The organism is Pseudomonas viridiflava (assembly GCF_001642795.1).
In the GTDB taxonomy this organism is placed as follows: domain Bacteria; phylum Pseudomonadota; class Gammaproteobacteria; order Pseudomonadales; family Pseudomonadaceae; genus Aquipseudomonas; species Aquipseudomonas viridiflava.
This window is the reverse complement of sequence record NZ_LKEH01000017.1, coordinates 173159-187233: the sequence shown is the minus strand read 5'-3', so window position 1 is coordinate 187233 and position 14075 is coordinate 173159. Positions and strand designations below refer to the sequence as shown.

General features: G+C 63.0%; 19 protein-coding genes. 18 read left to right on the top strand and 1 reads right to left on the bottom strand.

The window, feature by feature from the left end; genetic code table 11:
- Nucleotides 1-163 precede the first annotated feature (163 nt).
- The 7 genes from AO065_RS27240 to AO065_RS02005 all read left to right on the top strand — a co-directional run bounded on the left by AO065_RS27240 (nt 164) and on the right by AO065_RS02005 (nt 5987).
- Nucleotides 164-325, top strand: coding sequence for a hypothetical protein (locus AO065_RS27240; protein WP_003377029.1), 162 nt, complete (start codon nt 164-166; stop codon nt 323-325).
- A gap of 122 nt (nt 326-447) precedes the next feature.
- Nucleotides 448-1413, top strand: a complete 966-nt coding sequence (locus AO065_RS02030; RefSeq protein WP_004886365.1) for a SctD/MshK family protein — start codon at nt 448-450, stop codon at nt 1411-1413.
- The gene (locus AO065_RS02025) at nt 1410-1769 is read left to right on the top strand and encodes a hypothetical protein (protein WP_004886367.1); all 360 of its coding nucleotides are present in this window, start codon (nt 1410-1412) and stop codon (nt 1767-1769) included. The genes AO065_RS02030 and AO065_RS02025 overlap by 4 nt, the downstream gene beginning before the upstream one ends.
- The gene (sctY, locus tag AO065_RS02020) at nt 1766-2104 is read left to right on the top strand and encodes a type III secretion apparatus assembly chaperone SctY (protein WP_004886369.1); all 339 of its coding nucleotides are present in this window, start codon (nt 1766-1768) and stop codon (nt 2102-2104) included. The genes AO065_RS02025 and sctY overlap by 4 nt, the downstream gene beginning before the upstream one ends.
- On the top strand, nt 2101-4245 hold the full coding sequence (sctV, locus tag AO065_RS02015) for a type III secretion system export apparatus subunit SctV (protein ID WP_004886371.1): 2145 nt from the start codon (nt 2101-2103) through the stop codon (nt 4243-4245). Before sctY ends, sctV begins: the two co-directional genes overlap by 4 nt.
- Nucleotides 4242-5558, top strand: coding sequence for a type II and III secretion system protein family protein (locus AO065_RS02010; RefSeq protein WP_004886372.1), 1317 nt, complete (start codon nt 4242-4244; stop codon nt 5556-5558). Before sctV ends, AO065_RS02010 begins: the two co-directional genes overlap by 4 nt.
- A gap of 12 nt (nt 5559-5570) precedes the next feature.
- On the top strand, nt 5571-5987 hold the full coding sequence (locus AO065_RS02005; protein WP_004886375.1) for a hypothetical protein: 417 nt from the start codon (nt 5571-5573) through the stop codon (nt 5985-5987).
- A 2-nt stretch (nt 5988-5989) separates the two neighbouring features.
- Here the strand turns inward: AO065_RS02005 and AO065_RS02000 are convergent, their stop codons facing one another.
- Entirely contained in the window at nt 5990-6772 is a 783-nt protein-coding gene (locus AO065_RS02000; protein ID WP_004886376.1) for a tetratricopeptide repeat protein, read from the bottom strand.
- A 205-nt stretch (nt 6773-6977) separates the two neighbouring features.
- Here AO065_RS02000 and AO065_RS01995 point away from each other — a divergent pair, with 205 nt between their 5' ends.
- Genes AO065_RS01995 through AO065_RS01945 form a run of 11 tightly spaced genes read left to right on the top strand, consistent with a single transcriptional unit; the run spans nt 6978 to nt 14073 of the window.
- Entirely contained in the window at nt 6978-7547 is a 570-nt protein-coding gene (locus tag AO065_RS01995; protein WP_412778561.1) for a type III secretion protein, read from the top strand.
- Between the two features lie 18 nt (nt 7548-7565).
- Entirely contained in the window at nt 7566-7784 is a 219-nt protein-coding gene (locus tag AO065_RS01990; protein ID WP_004886379.1) for a hypothetical protein, read from the top strand.
- Between the two features lie 9 nt (nt 7785-7793).
- Nucleotides 7794-8225 (top strand): hypothetical protein, encoded by a 432-nt coding sequence (locus tag AO065_RS01985; RefSeq protein WP_032652097.1) that lies wholly within the window; start codon nt 7794-7796, stop codon nt 8223-8225.
- A 3-nt stretch (nt 8226-8228) separates the two neighbouring features.
- Complete coding sequence (gene sctJ / locus AO065_RS01980; protein ID WP_004886383.1) at nt 8229-9008, top strand: type III secretion system inner membrane ring lipoprotein SctJ; 780 nt, start codon at nt 8229-8231, stop codon at nt 9006-9008.
- Nucleotides 9005-9634 carry a hypothetical protein gene (locus tag AO065_RS01975; RefSeq protein WP_004886385.1) on the top strand — a complete coding sequence of 210 codons (630 nt, stop codon included), beginning with the start codon at nt 9005-9007 and terminating at the stop codon, nt 9632-9634. The genes sctJ and AO065_RS01975 overlap by 4 nt, the downstream gene beginning before the upstream one ends.
- Nucleotides 9627-10223, top strand: a complete 597-nt coding sequence (locus AO065_RS01970; RefSeq protein WP_004886386.1) for a FliH/SctL family protein — start codon at nt 9627-9629, stop codon at nt 10221-10223. The genes AO065_RS01975 and AO065_RS01970 overlap by 8 nt, the downstream gene beginning before the upstream one ends.
- Entirely contained in the window at nt 10216-11544 is a 1329-nt protein-coding gene (locus AO065_RS01965) for a FliI/YscN family ATPase (RefSeq protein ID WP_004886388.1), read from the top strand. The genes AO065_RS01970 and AO065_RS01965 overlap by 8 nt, the downstream gene beginning before the upstream one ends.
- Before the next feature lie 49 nt (nt 11545-11593).
- Nucleotides 11594-12106, top strand: coding sequence for a hypothetical protein (locus AO065_RS01960; RefSeq protein ID WP_004886390.1), 513 nt, complete (start codon nt 11594-11596; stop codon nt 12104-12106).
- Entirely contained in the window at nt 12103-13146 is a 1044-nt protein-coding gene (gene sctQ, locus AO065_RS01955; RefSeq protein WP_004886391.1) for a type III secretion system cytoplasmic ring protein SctQ, read from the top strand. Before AO065_RS01960 ends, sctQ begins: the two co-directional genes overlap by 4 nt.
- The gene (sctR, locus tag AO065_RS01950) at nt 13143-13799 is read left to right on the top strand and encodes a type III secretion system export apparatus subunit SctR (protein WP_004886393.1); all 657 of its coding nucleotides are present in this window, start codon (nt 13143-13145) and stop codon (nt 13797-13799) included. Before sctQ ends, sctR begins: the two co-directional genes overlap by 4 nt.
- 4 nt (nt 13800-13803) lie before the next feature.
- Nucleotides 13804-14073, top strand: coding sequence for an EscS/YscS/HrcS family type III secretion system export apparatus protein (locus AO065_RS01945; RefSeq protein ID WP_004886396.1), 270 nt, complete (start codon nt 13804-13806; stop codon nt 14071-14073).
- Nucleotides 14074-14075: the final 2 nt, after the last annotated feature.

Below are 14075 nucleotides of genomic sequence, written 5' to 3'. Positions count from 1 at the left end.
CAATAGTCGCTGCGTAGTATTTGTGGGGTCGGACAACAAACTTTTTTAGTGGCGTAATCGCCAACTATGAAGCGCGCAGTTCAATGCGCAAAAGTGTCCGGTCATCGCTTTTTTGGCTTGCCTGTCGGCAGGTACAACTTCCCTCGAAGCAAGGAGAAACAACATGAGTTCTACTCCACCCGTAAGCTCCGGCAACTCTGACGCAGCGATCGAAAAAATGTCCGCCACCTTTGATATGGCTATCGAGAAATCGGCCAAGATCACCGAAATCTCCACTGCCAAAAAAGCAGAGCTGGACGCGACCAAGCAACGTCCGCAGAACTGACGTTGCCATGCGGGCAGCCTCGCCGCTGCCCGCATCTTCTCTTCACGAAAAGTCTTGCGATCGACAGTTTTACCCGGCTCTGACGTGCCGTTTCCGGTAAATCACACGGTGGTGACTCGATCATGACAGCCCTGATTTCATTCAAGTCGACGCCCGATACTGCGGCGCCCGGCCAGAGCACGTGTGTGCTCGAAATTCTTCAAGGTTTGCACAAGGGTGTTTCGCTGGCGCTGGACAAGCCGAGCTACAGCATCGGCAGCGCCGCGCCTGCCGACCTCATCCTGAGCGATACCGATATCGCCGCACAGCATGTGCGTCTGGTTTTTGGTCGTGACCCTGCGGATCGCGGTCAGGTGGCCATCGAAGCCAGCGGCGGTGATGTCGCTTTCATTCACGCCAGCGGCCTGCGTGCCGTACTGGCTGCAGGCACGGGTCAGCGAGTCCGACTGCCAGTGGAACTGGAGCTGGGTCAGGCCCGGCTTTGTCTGCGTGCAGACCGGCTGCAAGCAGTCGTCTCCGATGTTCCGAACACCCGCTCCCCTCGGGTCTGGGGGCTTTTCGCTGCGTTGACGCTGTTGCTGATATGCGCGACCGCGTTTGCGCTGCATGCTCCGCGCGAAGATGCCATACGAGCAGCGGGCATCAACCAGAAACAGTTGCCCGCAGCCGCCCCGGCCCCGACGCTCGCTCAGGCGCAAGGCTGGCTTGAGCAGGCGTTGAAAGACGCTGGGCTTCAACAGTTGCACCTTGTCAGCCACAACGGCACAGGGCCTGGCGGACAGCTCGGTGTGGAAGGCACCTATTCCCCGGAACAGAAAGGTAGCTGGCTGCAGGTCCAGCGCGCATTCGACAGCCAGTTCGGCCAACACATCGTACTGACCCCCAAAGTGCAGCTGGCAGCTTCGGTGGCCAAGCCTCGTGTACGTTTTCAGGCGGTCTGGTTCGGTCCAGATCCTTACGTGATCGATGAGCACGGCAAGCGCGTCTATCCCGGCGCAGCGCTGCAGGACAACTGGACCCTGGAAGGCATCGCCGATGATCAGGTGCGTCTGGTGCGCGGCCAGGAAAGGTTTGTGTTTACGTTATGAAAGTCGACCTGCGCCCCGTACTTCCATCCCCTGGCGAGCCGCTGCCGGCCGTTGAACGCGTCGCTCCGGTGTCGCCACGCCAGGCGCCGCGTTTCGAAGCATTGCTCGACCAGCGCGAAAGAAAGGTTCGCCGGTCGCTGCGTGGCGAGCTGGAGCAGACGGATCAGGCCGCTGCTGCCAGCACCGAGCTGTTCGGCACCGTACGCTCGCTCCAGACCCTGCGTTATCTGCTCGACGAAGTCTTGCCTGCGCTGGACGCCGAGCCCGATATCCGGGCGCTGGCCGAAGACGTGATTCGTGAGGAGATCGACATTCGTCTGCTATTGGAACAGCAACGCGCGCAGGTGCAGCCATGAGCGCGAGTCAGGATCGTGACTGCGTCGAGCTGCTCAAGGGGCTTGGCGATCTTTATCGTCGCTGCGGTCAGCCGCAACGGGCGCTGGTGATGCTGTTGATTGCCATCCAGTTGGCCCCGGCCGACACCGGTCTGCTGCACAGCCTGGTGCTGGCCTTCACTGACAGCGGCGATACCGGCCGGGCGTTGGCAGCGCTGGATCGTCTGGTGAGCTATCAGGGCGAGAGCGCTGCCTTGCTGTTGTTGCGCAGCCGCGCCTTGTGGAAAGCCGGCAGCAAGGACGAAGCCCGCCAGTGCTTCAGACGCTACCTGAGCGCGCGGAGGGATGAGCAATGACGTTCATGAATCGTCTCAACCTGCTGGCGCAGATCGCATCCAAGCGCACCGACGTTATCATCGTCGCGTTCATGCTGATGGCCATCGCCATGATGATCATTCCGTTGCCGACCTATCTGGTCGATGCGCTGATCGGCGTGAACATCGCCCTGAGCCTGCTGATCCTGATCGTTGCCTTCTACATCAATCATTCCGTGGAGTTTTCGGCGCTGCCGCCGCTGATTCTGCTCAGCACGTTGTTTCGATTGTCCCTGTCGATCACCACGACGCGTCTGATTCTGCTGGACGGCAACGCCGGTCATATCGTCAAGGCCTTCGGTGATTTCGTGATCGCCGGTCAAGTGGTGGTCGGGCTGGTGGTGTTTCTGATCATCACTGTGGCGCAGTTCGTCGTCATCACCAAAGGTGCCGAGCGTGTGGCCGAAGTGGCCGCACGTTTCACCCTGGACGCCATGCCCGGCAAGCAGATGAGCATCGACAACGATTTGCGCAACGGCGATATCGATCAGGCCGAGGCGCGCCGTCGCCGCTCGCGTCTGGAGCGCGAAAGCCAGATGTTCGGGGCCATGGACGGTGCCATGAAGTTCGTCAAGGGCGACGCCATCGCGGGGCTGGTGATCCTGTTCGTCAACCTGCTGGGCGGGATGATGATCGGCATGGTCGAGCGCGGAATGCCGTTTGCCGAAGCTGCTCACACCTATTCGTTGCTGACCGTCGGCGACGGCCTGATTGCGCAGATTCCGGCGCTGCTGATTTCGGTGGCTGCCGGCACGGTGGTCACGCGGGTCAACAGTGATGGCGAGGAGCGCGACCTGGGAACGGAAATCGTCCGGCAGCTGGGCGCCAGTCACCGTGCGCTGGGGCTGACGGCCCTTATCCTGCTGGGTGTCGGACTGTTGCCGGGGTTCCCGTTGCTGGTGTTCGTCACACTGGCGGCGGTGCTGGGCGGCAGTGCGGTGGTGCTCTGGCGTCGCGCCAGAACCGGCGCTTCCGTGCCCGCGATCGACCTGCCGGACGATGAACTGGCCATGGAGCCAGACGCGCCTGAAGTGCTGGAAACGTTCGAACGTCCGCTGGACAGTCGAGTGCTGCTGAGTGTCGGAGACGGTCTGGCTCAGGTAGCGCCATTGCAGCCGCTGCGGCAGCGGATCGAAGCGCTGTGCCACGAGATTCGCGCCGACCTTGGCATCGATGTGCCGGTGCCGGAGGTGTACCTGGATCGCTCGATGTCCGCAGACCGTTTTCAGGTCGAGCTGGAAGGCGTGCCCGTCTGCGAAGGTGAATTCGACGGGCAATGGCTGCTGCTGCAGGACGATCCCGTGCACGCCCAGTTGCTCGCTGTCGAGCCTCGCGAGGCGCCGTCACCGATCAGTGAACGTTCCGGTCGCTGGGTGGAGCGCGAGCACGCCAGTCAATTGCAGGAGGCCGGTATCGGCTTTCTGTTTGCCGACGAGGTGTTGCGTGAGGTGCTTGATCGCACGTTGCGCCGTTACGCCGCCGACTTTCTGGGGATCCAGGAAACCCGCGTGATGCTGGAGCAACTGGAGGGCAAATACGGTGAGCTGATCAAGGAGGTGCTGCGCATCCTGCCGTTGCAGCGCGTGGCCGAAGCACTGCGTCTGCTGGTCGCCGAAGGCGTTTCCATCCGCAATCGCCGGGGTTTGCTGGAAGCGATGGTGGAGTGGGGAAGCCGCGAATCCGATGCCGGACGGCTCACCGAGCACCTGCGTGCCGGACTTGCGCGGCAGATCAGTCATCAGTACGCCGACCGCAACCGGGTGATCAGCGCGTTCGTACTGGCCCCGGCGCTGGAAGAGCAGTTGCGTGCCGCCATCAGCCGCCTGGACAAGGGGCGTGATTCGGTCCCGGACGACATCGCCCGCACGCTGCTCGTGCAATTGCGCCGCTTGTGTGACCTGTTGCCGGAAAACGATTCGACCGTGCTGCTGGTGCACCCCGAACTGCGTCGGGGTATCCGCCGCATGATCGTGCGCGGCGAGCTGCAACTGGCCGTGCTGTCCTTCAGAGAGCTGGCGGGCGAATACAACCTTCAGGCGGTCGGCACCCTCAGCCTGACCGATATCAATACGCGCCCGGCCTCAGGTGCCGGGTCCGTCTCTTCACTGGCGACTGCCTCATGACTTGTTCAGTAGCTGCACTGCGTACGTTTTTCTTCAGCCTTGGCGTGTTGCTCCTGAGCAGCCACGCCAGCGCCGAGAACATCGGCAAAGGTGCCAAAGGCACGATCGATCTGGGAATCGGCGAAGGCCGGGTTCTGCATTTTTCGGCACCCGTGGATTCGGTGATGGTTGCCGAACCGGGGATTGCCGATCTGCAGGTGGTGTCGCCCGGCGTGATCTACGTGTTCGGCAAGGCGGCCGGGGAGACCAGCCTGATTGCGCTGGACGCTGAAGGGCAGGAGACCGCCACGCTGAGCCTGTCGATCAACAGCGGCACCTCGGCCGTCTCACGGCCGCTCAAGGCGCTTCATCCGCAGAGCCAGACGCGTATCAAGGCCACCGGCAACCGTCTGGTGGCCGATGGCGCGGTGCAGGACGTGGGCGAGGCCACCGACCTCAATGCGCTGTTGAGCACCGAAGGGCAGAACTTTCAGTCAACGGTCAACAGCGCCACCTACGCGGGCTCTGCTCAGGTCAACATCCGGGTACGTTTCGCCGAAGTGTCGCGCTCCGAACTGCTGCGCTACGGCGTGAACTGGAACGCGCTGTTCAACAACGGCACGTTCTCCTTCGGTCTGCTGACCGGTGGCGGCCTGGCGAGCGGTGCGGCAGGCGGCGCCTCGAATGTGATCAGCGCGGGACTGGCCTCGGGCAACGTGAATATCGACGCCATGCTGGAGGCGTTGCAAAGCAACGGTGTGCTTGAAGTGCTGGCCGAACCGAACATTACGGCGATGACCGGACAGACCGCCAGTTTTCTGGCCGGTGGCGAGGTGGCGGTACCGGTACCGGTCAATCGCGAGGTCGTCGGGATCGAATACAAGCCGTACGGCGTGTCATTGCTGTTCAGTCCGACGCTGCTGCCGAACGGGCGAATCGCCTTGCAGGTGCGCCCGGAGGTCAGCAGTCTGATGAGCACCACCACGCTGGACGTCAACGGTTATCAAGTGCCGTCGTTTCGCGTACGTCGTGCGGACACTCGGGTCGAAGTCGGCAGCGGTCAGACCTTCGCCATTGCCGGGCTGTTCCAGCGTGAAAGCAGTCAGGACATGGACAAGGTGCCGATGCTCGGCGACATGCCGATTCTGGGCAATCTGTTTCGCTCCAAACGGTTCCAGCGCAACGAAACCGAGCTGGTGATTCTGATCACGCCGTACCTCGTCGAGCCGGTCAAGGATCGCGTAGTGGCCACGCCGCTGGACAAGCAGCGCGCGGCCGCCACGGCATCCGCCAGCCCGCGCACCGGTGGCGCATTCGGCTTCTACATGAACTGAAAGGAGCAGGCCATGAACTTCAATCCAGCGTTGCCCGTTCCCTTTGCGTGTCTGTTTCTCTGCCTGCTGGGCGGCTGCAAGACGCATCTTGACCCGGTCAGTTATTCGCCGGACTACACCGCAATCACCCGCGCAGACGGCCGTATCGAACTGGTGCCTCAGGCGTGTGCCCAGCCTGCGGCGCAGGATGACATCGATGTCGGTGAAGACTTTCAGGCGTTGCTGCCGCCTGGCTGCGCCAGCAATCTGATTCTGTTGCAGATGGTCGAGCAGCGTGCGGACGTGCTGCGCGGGCGTGACACCGGGCCGACCATGGCGGCGCCGGTCGGCCGTGCCGCGCAGGTGTACATCGACGGTTATGACCGTGAAGAGCTGCGTCGCCGTCAGGCCGAGCAGCAGGCCAGCACCGACACCCGGGAGGCTCGATGAACTCAGCGGCCGTCGACAAGCCCCAGTGCCTGGGCCTGCGCTGCAGGATCCTTGATCGCCTTGATGCGGCGCGCCTCGGTGATCAACTTACTGCGCTCGGCCTTCGGAATGTCCTCGAAACTCATGCCCTTGAGGTCCTTCTCTCGCCCGGCCAGGACCATGACCAGCAATTCGTTGCGCTGATGCCTGGGCTGCGCCAATGGCGACTGGCTGACCGTTTCGATGGTCTGCAACGCCTTCTGACTGTCGTCGCCCAGCGCGTAGGCCAGCGCCAGGTTGCAGCGGGTGTCCAGATCGTTCGGGGCAAGGCGCAGGCTGGTGTTGAACGCAGTCTGGGCCGGTTTGGCCTGACCCAGCAGGATGTGCGCGATGCCCAGTCGGTTCCAGGCCGTCGGCTGTTGCGACGCATCCGCCGCCTGGTTCAAGGCGGTGACGGCGCGCTCCAGCTTGCCTTGACGCAACTGTGCCGTGCCCAGACCCAGCAAGGCGTCAGGGTCGTTGGCCTTGAGTTCCAGCGCACGTTGAAAAGCCCGCTCTGCACCCCGGGTATCGTTACTGGCGAGCAGGGCATCACCGAGCTTGAGCCACGACTCGACACCGGCCTCGGGCTGCTGCGTGGCGCGCTGGTAGAACGATGCCGCCGTGGTCGGGTCGCCGCGCTTTTCCAGGTCCGCCGCCAGTTGCATGAACCGCTCGTAGCTGGCATCGCTGCGGGGTTGAGTGGCACAGGCCGTCAGGGTCAGACAGCCGAGCAGCAACAGCGTGGACACGGAACGAGGGGGCATGGACAAGGCTCTTGTGAAAGTGGATCGGGCGAGGCGAATCATCCGCCGAGGGCTGTTGCAGGCGAGCGCCATCTTATCGACTCGGCGCGCAATTGCGACCGTTTTCTGAGCCTGATTCAGCCCGCTTTGTTCCCGGCAGGCGTTGCGCAGAAAGGAGGTCGCCATGGCGCTCTTCAGGCTTGAGCACGTCGTAGCACGCAGCCTCATGGTGCTGGCGCTGGCCGGGTTTTCCTGTGTGCTTAATGCTGCACCCGATCACGAGCCGGACTGGTTTTCCAAACCTTACGCCTACGTGTTGGTGGATCAGGATATCCGCGGTGCCCTGACCGAATTCGGCCAGAACCTGGACCTGATCGTGGTGTTCTCCGACAAGGTGCGCGGCGCGGCGCGGGGCACCGTGCGCGGCGCCAGTGCGGGAGAGTTTCTGTCCCGGCTGTGCGACGCCAATCAGCTGAGCTGGTATTTCGACGGCAATGTGCTGCACATCGCCCAGTCGGATGAAGTCGGCACCCGGGTGTTCGACCTGCCGGGGCCGAAGCTGGATGAACTGCAGCACTACCTGGCGCAGCTGGAGGTCTCGGGCCAGCCGATGTCCAGTCGTGCCAGCCCCGATCACGACAGCCTGTTCGTGTCCGGTCCGCCTGCGTACCTGGCGCAGATCCAGCAACACCTTGATCGTCAACCTGTCGCCGAGGCTGCACCTGTGGTGCGTGAGCGCGGTGTGCGGGTATTCCGTGGCGGTGTCGTCACCCAGGTCACCAATGACCGTCAATAACCCAAAGGAGCATCACTCATGTCCGTGAATCCGGTAGACAGCACGACCGATATCAACCCTTCCAGTCAGGAGTCGCGTTTCAACGCAGCCGTCGACAATGCCACACAGGCGTCCAGCGACGCTGAGTTCAACGATGCGCTGATCACCCAGGCCGTCACCATCGGCGGGCAATTCATCATCATGCCGCGCGCTCAGGAAATGCTGAACGAAGCGCAGTCCGATGATGACTCTGAATAAGGATCGACCATGACCGTCAATCTGGCTGCATCACCGGCGGCGGCTGCCTTGCCGTCGCCGGGAGGAGGCGGGGGCATGCAGGCCTCGCAGAACCTTTTCGAACACATGGCCGAAAGCGCCAAGGGGATGCCGCAGGGCGCAAGCCCGCACCAGATCGGCAGCAACCTCATGGAGCGTCTGGACGGCTTCATCGACCGCTCACGGCAGTTCTCCGAACGCGCCGACGCGATGACCCATGGCAGTGCACCTTCGTCCACCGGTCACGCGCAGGCACCTGAGGCAAGCGCTGCTCAGGATATGAGCAAGACAGGCGGTCCCCAGGTTGATCGCATCGTGCAGTCGCTGGGCCGGATGTTCGACTACTCCATCGAAACCCAGATGGTGGTGCGCGGGGCCACGCAGATATCCGGTTCCGCCAACACCCTTCTCAAAGGTCAATGAACCATGCCCAGATGCCGTCGTGTCCTGCGCCTGCTGATCGTGTCCGCGCTTGCCAGCCTGTTGCAGGCCTGTGATGTCGATCTCTACACCAACCTGGGCGAGCGCGAGGCCAATGCCATGCTCGCCGTGCTGCTGCGCGACGGCATTCCGGCTTCGCGCAAGGTTCAGGACAACGGCCAGTTGAAGGTCATGGTGGACGAGAAGCGCTTCGCACAGGCCATGGCGGTGCTGGATGACGCCGGTCTGCCGGGGCAGAGTTTTTCCAACATGGGTGAAGTATTCAAGGGCAATGGCCTGGTGTCCTCACCCGTTCAGGAGCGTGCGCAGATGGTCTACGCGCTGAGCGAGGAACTGTCGCACACCGTTTCGCAGATCGACGGGATCCTGTCTGCGCGAGTGCATGTGGTGCTGCCCGACAACGATCTGCTCAAGCGGGTGATCTCGCCGTCGTCGGCTTCGGTGCTGGTGCGTTTCGATCCGAAAACCGACATCAATGTGTTGATTCCGCAGATCAAGACCCTGGTCGCCAATGGCATTTCCGGACTGGGTTACGACGGGGTTTCCGTGACTGCGATCAAGGCGGTGCTGCCAGCCAACGCCTCTGCCGGTCCGCAACTCGGTAGCTTTCTCGGGTTATGGATGCTTGAAGACGACGTGCCTCGGGCCAGATGGCTGTTCGGCACGCTGTTGCTGATTGCTCTGGTGCTGGCCGCGATTCTGGGCCGCCAGCTCTGGAAGCGGCAAAAGGCTGAAGGGGCTTACGTCCTGAGTGATGCGCCATGAGTGCCGGGTTGACGGGGCGGTGGCAAGCGCTGACTGAACAGCCGTTGGCCTTTGTTCGCGAGCGTTGTGTCAGTGACTGCCTGGTGCACGACCTTGCGCCTGCCGACCTTGCGAGCCTGCGCGAATCGCCACGCTTTGCTTCGCGTCTTGAGAGCTTGTTGAACCATCATTTTGGTTTACAGCCGTTGGCGCAATTGGCGTTGCCTGCCGAGCAGGACTTGCCGGTCCTGCTGCTGAGTGACAACGATTTTGCACGTCTGCCGCGCCTGTGTGGCGCGGTCTGGCACGCGGCAACACTGAGCCGGGAAATTCGCGGTCAGGTGGTCAGCGAATACCGCCAATTGCTGGGTGAAGAAACCTTTGCCTTCGCGCTGGCGCATCGGCATCTGGCGGGTGCGGCTGACCTGCTTCGGACCCCGGCCGAGCTGGCTCAGGCCATCGACCGCGACGGCGCGTTCTGCGTGGCCACCTGGCTGGGTGCCCAGCCTGCGGACCTGCGGGCCTGGCTGCAGCTGCGTCTGGAATGTCCTGAGCCGGATCAACCCGAGGATCAACGACAGGTCCGGGTGGTGCAGGTCGTGGCCGCTCATCTGCTCAAGCGTGCACAAGGAAACGACCATGAGTGAGCTGCCGACCCGCCCTGGCACACGCATCGTGCGGGCTGCCGACGCGGCCCGCTGGATCGACGGTTACGCGTTTGTGGAGGCCGCGCATGACGAGGCCCGCCGCGTGCGTGAGGACAGCGCGCAATGGCTGGAGCAGGCTCGTGCAGAAGGTTTCGAACACGCTCGCCGACAGGGTGCCGAGGAGGCCGCCGCGCTGTTGGCGCAGACCAGCGCCCAGGTGGATCGCTACCTTGCAGGTCTTGAGACTTCGCTCGCCGAACTGGCGCTGAATATCGCTCGCCAGGTGTTGGGTGAACTGGACGGGCGCGAGCGGCTCGTGCGCTGCACGGCTCAGGCCTTGTCGGCGTTTCGCCAGGATCAGGTGCTGACGCTGTATGTGCCCCGCAATGAAGTCGAACGTCTGCGTCAGCACATTGCGCAAGGCTCGTTGTCGTTGCAGGCGCTGAATGTGGAAGGCGATGACCAGCTTGAAGCCGGTCAGGCAAGGCTGGGCAGTCCGGCGGGCTCGGTGGAACTCGGGCTGGATGCGCAGTTGGACAACCTGCGACGCGCGCTGTTGCCGCTGGCCGAGGGTGAGCGCCATGAGTGAAGCCCTGGCCGCATTGATCGGTGGCTTGAACCAGCGTCTGCAGCGTGCCCAGCCGCGGCCGATGCACGGCACCTTGCGCAGCATTCGCGGTGTGTTGCTGCGTGCAAGCGTGGCCGGGGTGCGCATCGGCGAGCTGTGCCTGCTGCGTGATCCTGGCAATGGCCGGGAACTGTCGGTTGAAGTGATCGGCTTTGATGAGGACGATGCGATCCTCTCGCCTATTGGCTCAATGGAGGGCTTGTCGACCCGTACCCGGATCATCGCCACCGGACAGGCGATGGGTGTGCAGGTGGGGGATGCCTTGCTCGGTCGGGTAATCAGCCCGATGGGTGAATTTCTTGACGGCCCGGCGCTGACCGCCACCCTCGGTCTGCAGCGCTACCCGCTGCACGCCGAGCCACCGGCCCCGTTCAGCCGCCAGCGTATCGTCGAACCCCTGTCGCTGGGTGTACGCGCCATTGACAGTCTGCTGACCGTCGCCTGCGGGCAACGCATGGGCATCTTTGGTGAGCCAGGTGTGGGCAAGTCATCGTTGCTGGCCAGCATTGTCCGCAACAGTGACGCAGACGTGATTGTCATCGGCCTGATCGGCGAGCGTGGGCGCGAAGTGCGCGAACTGCTCGAGGGGCAACTGGACGAGGCGGCGCGTGCCCGAACCGTTGCCGTTGTCGCCACCTCGGACCGGCCTGCCGCCGAGCGGGTCAGGGCGGCCTACGTGGCGACCGCTCAGGCTGAATACCATCGCGATCAGGGACGCAATGTGCTGTTGCTGATGGACAGCCTGACCCGCTTCGCCCGTGCCCAGCGCGAGATCGGCCTGGCTGTCGGCGAGCCCCCGACCCGGCGCGGCTATCCGCCCTCGTTTTTCTCGGCGCTGCCACGGCTGCTGGAACGCGCCGGTCCAGGCCCGACCGGCAGCATCACCGCCTTGTACACCGTGCTTACCGAAGGTGACGCAGCGATGGACCCGGTCGCCGAAGAAACCCGCTCGATTCTCGACGGCCACATCGTACTCAGCGCCGAATTGGCACAGCGTGATCACTTTCCAGCCATTGATGTGCTGCACAGCCGCAGCCGTTTGATGGAGCAGGTGGCTTCGGCGGCGCACAGGCAACTGGCGTCGCGGATGCGTGAACTGATTGCTCGCCGTCAGGCGATAGAACTGCTCATTCAGGTCGGTGAATACGCCGCGGGCAGTGACCCGCTGGCGGATGAAGCGATTGCCCGTCATGCAGCAATAGAAGCATTCCTGCGCCAGCCTGCCGCTGAACACGACACCCTCGCACAGACCCTGGCGCATATGCGCAAGGTACTGGCATGAGCGTACTCAACCACGGAAGTCCCAATGGGCTGCGTCACGGAGAAACCCAATGAAGACGGCTGATCTGCATAACCTGCAAGCCCTGCGCCTGCTGCGTGAGCAGCGTGCCTCTGCTCATCTGGCCACTCAACGCGAGCGTTGCCGTGAAACCGAACATCACCTTGATCAGGCCAGAGAAACCTTACGCCTGCACCGCGAGAGACGCGCGCAGGAAGCAGAGCAGGCCTACGGTCTGTTCAGCGAGGGCATTTCAGTGAGTGCCTGGCAGGCGGCCCAAGAGCACCTCAAGCAACTGGATGAAGAACGTGAGGCGCTGCAGGCCGAGGTCAACGCCGCTGTGCTGAACGTTGAAACCGAGGAGCAGGCTCGTGAGCGGCTGCGCACCGAGCACAGGCAACGTCAACAACAGAGCCAGGCATGGCAAAGCCTGCTTGAACAGCGCCTGAGCCTCGAAACGCGTCTGGGTGAGCAGCGCGACGAAGCCGAGCAGTCGGGCTCGTCGAGCGATAACGCCCTGAGCGTCGACGCAAGCAGTGCAACAGGCGCTGGAGGCGAGCGGTGACGGCTTACGAAACCTCCTTCAATGGCGCCGCGCTGTCGGACCTGCCGTCGTTCGACCCCGATGTGCTCAGCCTGCACAACCGCCTGCATCGCCGCGTGGCCGACTGGCATGGCGTGCTGCGCGGTCAGCCGATGCGAGTGCAGTGGGCCTGCGGTAGGGATGTCGATCAACCGTGCGTGTCGGTTGCCCTGATGATCGGCCAGACATTGGTCGAGTTGAGGGTGCCGGAGCCCTTGTTTGAGCGGTCCGGGATGACCTGGCAACCCGGCTCGGCCATTGACCGCCAGAACGAGGCGTTGTTGCTGGAGCAGGCCTGGCTGGGCTGGATCGAACCCCTTGAAGCCATTCTGGGTGAACCCCTGCAGGTGGTTCCCTGGGCCGCGGACCCGACGGCACGTTGCCTCGGTGTCACGCTGGAGGTGCACATCGCAGACTTCCCGGCAGCGCGCGTGGAACTGCGGATGAACAGCGTCGCAGCTGATCACGTCGCCGCTCTGCTGGAGCGCTACGCAATGTCTGATCAGGGTGCGCTGCAAGCGCTCAGGCTGGTGATAAGTGCCGAGGCGGGACATGCGCCGCTGCGCGTGGACGAGCTGCGCAGTCTCGCGCCGGGCGACGTGGTGATGCTCGACACGCTGCCTGACGATCAGGTTCGTCTGCGCATCGGTCAGCACCTTCAGGCTCACGCACGACGCTCTGGGCGTTCGCTCGAGTGGTGCGGACCATGGCGCGGTTCCGACCCCGACCCAAGCGCGGCAACCCATTTCAACAGGAATGAAGCAATGAATGAACCTACCGTAATGCCGGACCTGGATGTCTCACTGGACGCGCTGCCGCTGACGCTGGTCTGCCAGTTGGGCAGTGTTGAACTGACGCTTGAGCAACTGCGCGCAATGGCCCCCGGGACGCTGCTGCCGCTGGCCTCGTCCGGTCAGGACGAGGTGGACCTGATGGTGAACGGACGACGCATAGGTCGGGGAGAGCTGGTGCGCATTGGTGATGGCCTGGGCGTGCGCCTGCTGGGTTTCAATGCGCCATGAACGGCTATCAGCCGAACCTCATCGAGATCATTCTGGTCGTTGCGACCATTGGCCTGATTCCGCTGGCCGTGGTGACACTGACCGGTTTCATGAAGATATCCGTGGTGCTGTTTCTGATTCGTAACGCCTTGGGCGTGCAGCAGACGCCACCGAACCTGGTGCTGTACGGCATCGCCCTGATTCTTTCGGTCTACGTGACCACGCCCTTGATCGGCGACATGTACCGACAGGTTCAGGGGCGAGATCTGAGCCTGCAGAATGTGCAGCAACTCGAAGAACTCGGCAGCGCACTGCGGCCACCCTTGCAGGCGCATTTATCGAAATACGCCAACGAGAACGAGCGTGGTTTTTTCGTTCAGGCGACCGAAACTATCTGGTCACCCGAAGCGCGAGCCGATCTGCGTGACGACGATCTGGTGGTGCTGATCCCCGCGTTCGTCAGTTCCGAGCTGACCCGTGCCTTCGAGATCGGCTTTCTGTTGTACATCCCGTTTCTGGTGGTCGACCTGCTGGTCTCCAACGTGCTGATGGCGATGGGCATGTCGATGGTCTCGCCGACGCTCATTTCGATACCCCTGAAGATCTTTCTGTTCGTGGCATTGAGCGGCTGGTCGCGGCTGATGCATGGGTTGATCCTGAGCTACGGAGGCTGACGTCATGGGGCAGGATGTGTTTCTTTCGCTGATGAACCAGGCCTTGATGACGGTGCTGCTGCTTTCGGCGCCTGCGCTGGCGGTTGCCATCGTCGTCGGCCTGAGTGTGGGGTTGCTGCAGGCGTTGACCCAGATCCAGGACCAGACCCTGCCTCAGGTGGTCAAGCTCGTCGGGGTGCTGCTGGTGATTGTGTTTGTCGGGCCGTTGCTGGCTGGGCAGGTGGCCGAACTGGGCAATCAGGTGCTCGACAATTTTCCGTTGTGGACTCGCTGACG

What these genes read in the sequence shown, in the direction of transcription:
- sctV (WP_004886371.1), top strand. Translation starts at nt 2,101, where the DNA reads ATGACGTTCATGAATCGTCTCAACCTGCTGGCGCAGATCGCATCCAAG.
- AO065_RS01945 (WP_004886396.1), top strand. Translation starts at nt 13,804, where the DNA reads ATGGGGCAGGATGTGTTTCTTTCGCTGATGAACCAGGCCTTGATGACG.
- AO065_RS02025 (WP_004886367.1), top strand. Translation starts at nt 1,410, where the DNA reads ATGAAAGTCGACCTGCGCCCCGTACTTCCATCCCCTGGCGAGCCGCTG.
- AO065_RS02030 (WP_004886365.1), top strand. Translation starts at nt 448, where the DNA reads ATGACAGCCCTGATTTCATTCAAGTCGACGCCCGATACTGCGGCGCCC.
- sctR (WP_004886393.1), top strand. Translation starts at nt 13,143, where the DNA reads ATGAACGGCTATCAGCCGAACCTCATCGAGATCATTCTGGTCGTTGCG.
- AO065_RS27240 (WP_003377029.1), top strand. Translation starts at nt 164, where the DNA reads ATGAGTTCTACTCCACCCGTAAGCTCCGGCAACTCTGACGCAGCGATC.
- AO065_RS01960 (WP_004886390.1), top strand. Translation starts at nt 11,594, where the DNA reads ATGAAGACGGCTGATCTGCATAACCTGCAAGCCCTGCGCCTGCTGCGT.
- AO065_RS01975 (WP_004886385.1), top strand. Translation starts at nt 9,005, where the DNA reads ATGAGTGCCGGGTTGACGGGGCGGTGGCAAGCGCTGACTGAACAGCCG.
- sctJ (WP_004886383.1), top strand. Translation starts at nt 8,229, where the DNA reads ATGCCCAGATGCCGTCGTGTCCTGCGCCTGCTGATCGTGTCCGCGCTT.
- AO065_RS01970 (WP_004886386.1), top strand. Translation starts at nt 9,627, where the DNA reads ATGAGTGAGCTGCCGACCCGCCCTGGCACACGCATCGTGCGGGCTGCC.
- AO065_RS02010 (WP_004886372.1), top strand. Translation starts at nt 4,242, where the DNA reads ATGACTTGTTCAGTAGCTGCACTGCGTACGTTTTTCTTCAGCCTTGGC.
- sctY (WP_004886369.1), top strand. Translation starts at nt 1,766, where the DNA reads ATGAGCGCGAGTCAGGATCGTGACTGCGTCGAGCTGCTCAAGGGGCTT.
- AO065_RS01965 (WP_004886388.1), top strand. Translation starts at nt 10,216, where the DNA reads ATGAGTGAAGCCCTGGCCGCATTGATCGGTGGCTTGAACCAGCGTCTG.
- AO065_RS02005 (WP_004886375.1), top strand. Translation starts at nt 5,571, where the DNA reads ATGAACTTCAATCCAGCGTTGCCCGTTCCCTTTGCGTGTCTGTTTCTC.
- AO065_RS01995 (WP_412778561.1), top strand. Translation starts at nt 6,978, where the DNA reads ATGGTGCTGGCGCTGGCCGGGTTTTCCTGTGTGCTTAATGCTGCACCC.
- AO065_RS02000 (WP_004886376.1), bottom strand. Translation starts at nt 6,772, where the DNA reads ATGCCCCCTCGTTCCGTGTCCACGCTGTTGCTGCTCGGCTGTCTGACC.
- AO065_RS01990 (WP_004886379.1), top strand. Translation starts at nt 7,566, where the DNA reads ATGTCCGTGAATCCGGTAGACAGCACGACCGATATCAACCCTTCCAGT.
- AO065_RS01985 (WP_032652097.1), top strand. Translation starts at nt 7,794, where the DNA reads ATGACCGTCAATCTGGCTGCATCACCGGCGGCGGCTGCCTTGCCGTCG.